Origin of the sequence: Novosphingobium sp. TCA1 (genome assembly GCF_009811895.1) — a bacterium.
GTDB classification, from domain to species: Bacteria; Pseudomonadota; Alphaproteobacteria; order Sphingomonadales; family Sphingomonadaceae; genus Novosphingobium; species Novosphingobium panipatense_A.
In genome coordinates this window covers 1-4,357 of the sequence record NZ_BLJH01000089.1, presented here as the reverse complement: position 1 = coordinate 4,357, position 4,357 = coordinate 1, and the positions used below count along the sequence as shown (strand labels likewise).

The window sequence follows — 4,357 nt, the reverse complement described above, 5'->3', positions numbered from 1 at the left end:
GATCGTGGCATAGGCCGTGGGGATCGATTTGAAACCGCGCACCGGCTTGATCAGCATCTTGAGCTTTCCGTGATCGGCCTCGATCACGTTATTGAGATACTTCACCTGCCGGTGGGCCGTCTCCTGGTCCAGCTTTCCTTCGCGCTTCAATTCGGTGATCGCTGCACCATAGCTCGGCGCTTTGTCAGGCCCAGTCGGCCCCAAGCTGCGATTTTGGCCAAGTCGGAGAACGTTTTGGGAACGTGGCATTCGGTATTGACGATGGAAATCATAGAAGAGGACAGTTCGCTCCATCATAGGGAGTGGGTTGATGGATCGGAGTATTCCGGGCGGGGATTTGATCGGACGATGGAGCCTGAGCTTTGCCGATATTGATTTTGTAAATTCGAAGCCGGCCCTGACGCGCCTTGGCCTCGCCGCGCAGCTGAAATTCTTCGCTTCCCTGGGGTTTTTCGCGATCGATCCCGGCTCAATCCCTACCGATGGCCTCTCGTATCTGGCCGAGCAACTCGGTGTCGAGGCTGGCGAGATAGCCGGTTATGACTTTTCCAGTCGGACAGCACGACGGCATTGTGCGGAGATCCTGATCCATCTTGGATATCACCGCATGAAGCGGGTGGATCGCGCGCAATTGACGGAATGGATTGCTGGCGAGCTGTGCCCGGGCGGCCAGTCGATCAATGCCATGCTTGAGCATGTTTTCCTGTGGTGCCGGGACCGGCGTATTTATGGGCCGTCGCGCAAGGAGCTTGAACGTGTCGTTCGCTCACAACGGCAAGATTATCTGGACACCTGGCTGATCGGAACCAGTGATCGGCTTTCGTCAGATGCGGTGGCGTTATTGGAAGCCTCGCTTGCCGATCCGGACAGCTCGACCGGATTCAACAGGATGAAGGGTGACGCCGGACAGGCAACGCTCGACAACATTCTCGACGTGACCGAGAAACTCGCCTTTATCCAGAGACTTGATCTTCCCCATGATCTCCTGACGGCTACGGGCAAGCCATGGGTCGATCAGATTGTTCGCCGCGTTGCCGGTGAAAAGGCCTCGGAGATGCGCCGGCATGCGCCGGCGCGACAGCTCGGCCTTTATGCGATTTATCTAATGTCGCGGGAGGCGCAACTCACTGACGCGATGATCGACCTGCTGATCGAAACCGTTCACAAGATCGGAACGCGCTCGAAACGCAAGGTGGTGGGCGATATCGCGAAAGACATCGAGCGGGTCTATGGAAAGGAGCGCCTGCTGGTCGAGATCGCCAGCGCCTCGATCAATGAACCATCGGGGCGCATCTGCGATGTCATTTTCCCGATCGCCGGTAAGGCCAAGCTGGCGGCGATCGTCAAGGAGAGCCATGCGAAGGGCGCTCTGGACCGGCGCATCTACAAGGTGATGCGTGGTTCCTGGGCCAATCATTACCGGCGCATGCTGCCAAGCCTGCTTTCCGTACTTGAGTTCCGGTCGAACAACGCGGTGTGGCGGCCGGTCCTGGCGGCCCTCGACTGGATCAGGAGCAAGGTGGATGGCGGATGCCGCTTCGTGCCATTGCAGGATGTTCCGATCGATGAGGTGATTCCAGCGCGATGGCGCAGTTCCGTCATTGATGACGATGGGCGGGTAAACCGGATCAGCTATGAGCTTTGCGTCCTGACGCAACTGCGCGACCGCATCCGCTCCAAAGAAATCTGGGTGGTCGGGGCGGATCGCTATCGCAATCCCGATGACGATCTTCCCAAGGACTTCGAGATCAGGCGAGATGCGTACTATTCCGGCCTCAGCCTGACGCCAGATGCGCAGGCGTTTTGCGCCTCGATCCGGGAGGAGCTTGAACGGGAACTGTTGCTCCTCAATGCCAATATTCCACAAAACGACAAGGTCCGGCTCCTGTGGCGCGGCGACAACCGGATATCGATTACACCGTTCAAGCCCTTGCCCGAACCGAAGGGTCTCGCTTCGATCAAAAGCGAGATCGGTCAGCGCTGGCCGATGACCGGACTGCTGGACGTGTTGAAAGAGGCTGCTCTGGACACGGGATTGATGGATGCTTTCGAAACGTCGGCCTCGCGGGTTACCCTGTCGAAAGCAGCCTTGGCTCAGCGTCTTTTGCTGTGTCTCTATGGCTTGGGCACGAACGCCGGGCTCAAGCGGGTCGCTGGCGCAACACCCGATGTCAGTTACGAGGAATTGCTGCATGTCCATCGCCGTTTCATCCACGCGCCAGCGCTGAGGGAGGCGTGCGCGCGGGTAGCAAACGCGACACTGGCAATCCGCAATGCCGCAGTATGGGGAGATGCGGGCACGGCATGCGCGTCCGATTCAACGAAGTTCGGCGCGTGGGACCGCAACCTGATGACGGAATGGCACGCCCGCTATGGCGGCCGTGGCGTCATGATCTACTGGCATGTGGAGAAGCGCGCGACCTGCGTTTATTCCCAGCTCAAGCGGTGCTCTTCCTCGGAGGTCGCCTCCATGATCGAAGGCGTGCTACGCCATTGCACCGACATGGAAATCCAGCGCCAGTACGTCGATAGCCACGGCCAGAGCGCAGTCGGCTTTGCGTTCTGCCGACTCCTTGGATTTGAGCTTGCCCCGCGGCTGAAAGCAGTGGCACGCCAGAAACTGGCCCTTCCCCAAGCCGGCATGCGCACGCGGCTTTCCAATTTACTGCCGATCCTCTCCAGCCCGATCGACTGGGACGAGATCGAGCAACAATATGACGAAATGGTCAAATATGCCGCTGCCATGCAATCGCGCACCGCCGATCCGGAAGCGATCCTGCTCCGGTTTGCCAGAGCCGAAGTGATGCACCCGACCTACAAGGCGCTGAGTGAACTCGGCCGCGCGGTCAAAACAATCTTCCTATGCCGGTATTTGCGTCAGGAGGCATTCCGCCGCGAGATCCACGAAGGGCTGAATGTGGTTGAGAACTGGAACGGCGCTAATGGTTTCGTGTTCTTCGGCAAGGGCGGCGAGATCGCCACCAACCGCATCCATGAGCAGGAAATCTCCGTTCTGGCGCTACACCTCCTGCAAGCGTCGCTGGTGTATGTGAACACCCGCATGCTTCAGACCGTACTGGTTGAGCCGAAGTGGGCGGGGCGGATGACGCCGGAAGATTATCGTGGTCTCACGCCGTTGATCTACAGTCATGTGAACCCTTATGGCCGCTTCGACCTCGACCTGAACGACCGGATTGATTTTGGACGGCTTGCAGCGTGAGGCGGCTGATCGGCCTATAACATTTGGGTACACCCCAGAGTGATAGGGCCGAGTGACACCATTCGTCTGTCACAAAAGGGTGGGTTTGCGCTCAATGTGACGATACACTGCAAGAGCCACCCTAATGTGACGGATTTTGCACTTGGCTCGTATCGGATATGCCCGCGTCAGCACCACGGACCAGGATCTGGATATCCAGATTGGCCGCCTCAAGAATGCAGGTTGCGAAATTATCCGTTCCGAGACCGGATCGGGGGCCTCGCGGAGCGGGCGCACGGAACTGGAAACGATCATGCAGTTTATGCACACCGGCGACGAGCTGGTCGTGCTGCGGCTCGACCGGCTCGGCCGCTCCACGCGCGATGTCCTGAACCTGGTGCATGAGCTTGATGAAAAGGGAGCTTCGCTGCGCATCCTTGAGCCAGAGGTGACGACGGCGGGCGACATGGGGCGAATGGTCATCACCATACTCGGCATGGTCGCCGATATGGAGCTGAAGTTCATCAAGGATCGTCAGCGCGCCGGGATCGAAGCGGCGCGCGCCGAAGGCGTTTACAAAGGCCGGAAGAAGAACGTCGATGACGATGAAATCCGCCGTCGCCTTGCCGCCGGCGCCAGCAAGGCCCGCGTTGCCCGCGACCTGAAGGTCTCACGAATGACCGTCTATCGGGCGCTCGACATTATTCCGTCACAGACCAAACTGCCGGAAAAGCCGCCCACTGCCAGCATCGCCCTGCATCTGATTATCGAGAACTTCAACAAGCGTGGAAGAGGTAGAAAACCCGCTCGGGAGCGGATTGAGGCGATGCTGGAACGCGACTACGCCATGGTAAAAAACGGCAATTGTGATTACAAACTGACCGTCGCCTATGACCCCGATCCGGATGGCATTTCCCTTGATGAGGAAATCCAAAGCCTCCTCTCCGAGATGTTCAACATCGCAGAGAGCTACAATTGCTCCATGGAAGCCGATATCTACGAGGTCGGTGGTCAGCAACGGTCCTGGTAGAATCAATCAAGCGTTCAGTGTTCGTTCTTCAACCTGGCCAAAATCGCAGCTTCGGGCCGACTGGGCCTGTCAGTATTGAGCGTGGCCGGCTTTTCCCAGTGCTTCAGGCCTCGCAGGGCCTTGCCCAG

At 58.5% G+C, this 4,357-nt stretch carries 2 protein-coding genes and 2 pseudogenes; 2 read left to right on the top strand and 2 right to left on the bottom strand.

Annotated elements, in window-relative coordinates; translation table 11 throughout:
* A pseudogene (locus NTCA1_RS28000) lies at positions 1-186 on the bottom strand (DDE-type integrase/transposase/recombinase); the annotation flags it as partial.
* A gap of 124 nt (positions 187-310) precedes the next feature.
* On the opposite strand from NTCA1_RS28000, the gene NTCA1_RS27995 reads away from it, so the two are divergent.
* Both NTCA1_RS27995 and NTCA1_RS27990 read left to right on the top strand, forming a co-directional pair.
* Positions 311-3,220: a Tn3 family transposase gene (locus tag NTCA1_RS27995; protein WP_048938210.1), complete on the top strand. Its 2,910-nt coding sequence runs from the start codon at positions 311-313 to the stop codon at positions 3,218-3,220.
* A gap of 142 nt (positions 3,221-3,362) precedes the next feature.
* Positions 3,363-4,229: a recombinase family protein gene (locus tag NTCA1_RS27990; protein ID WP_006953933.1), complete on the top strand. Its 867-nt coding sequence runs from the start codon at positions 3,363-3,365 to the stop codon at positions 4,227-4,229.
* Between the two features lie 20 nt (positions 4,230-4,249).
* On the opposite strand, the pseudogene NTCA1_RS29245 reads toward NTCA1_RS27990, so the two are convergent.
* Positions 4,250-4,357 (bottom strand): annotated as a pseudogene (locus tag NTCA1_RS29245) (IS6 family transposase); the annotation flags it as partial.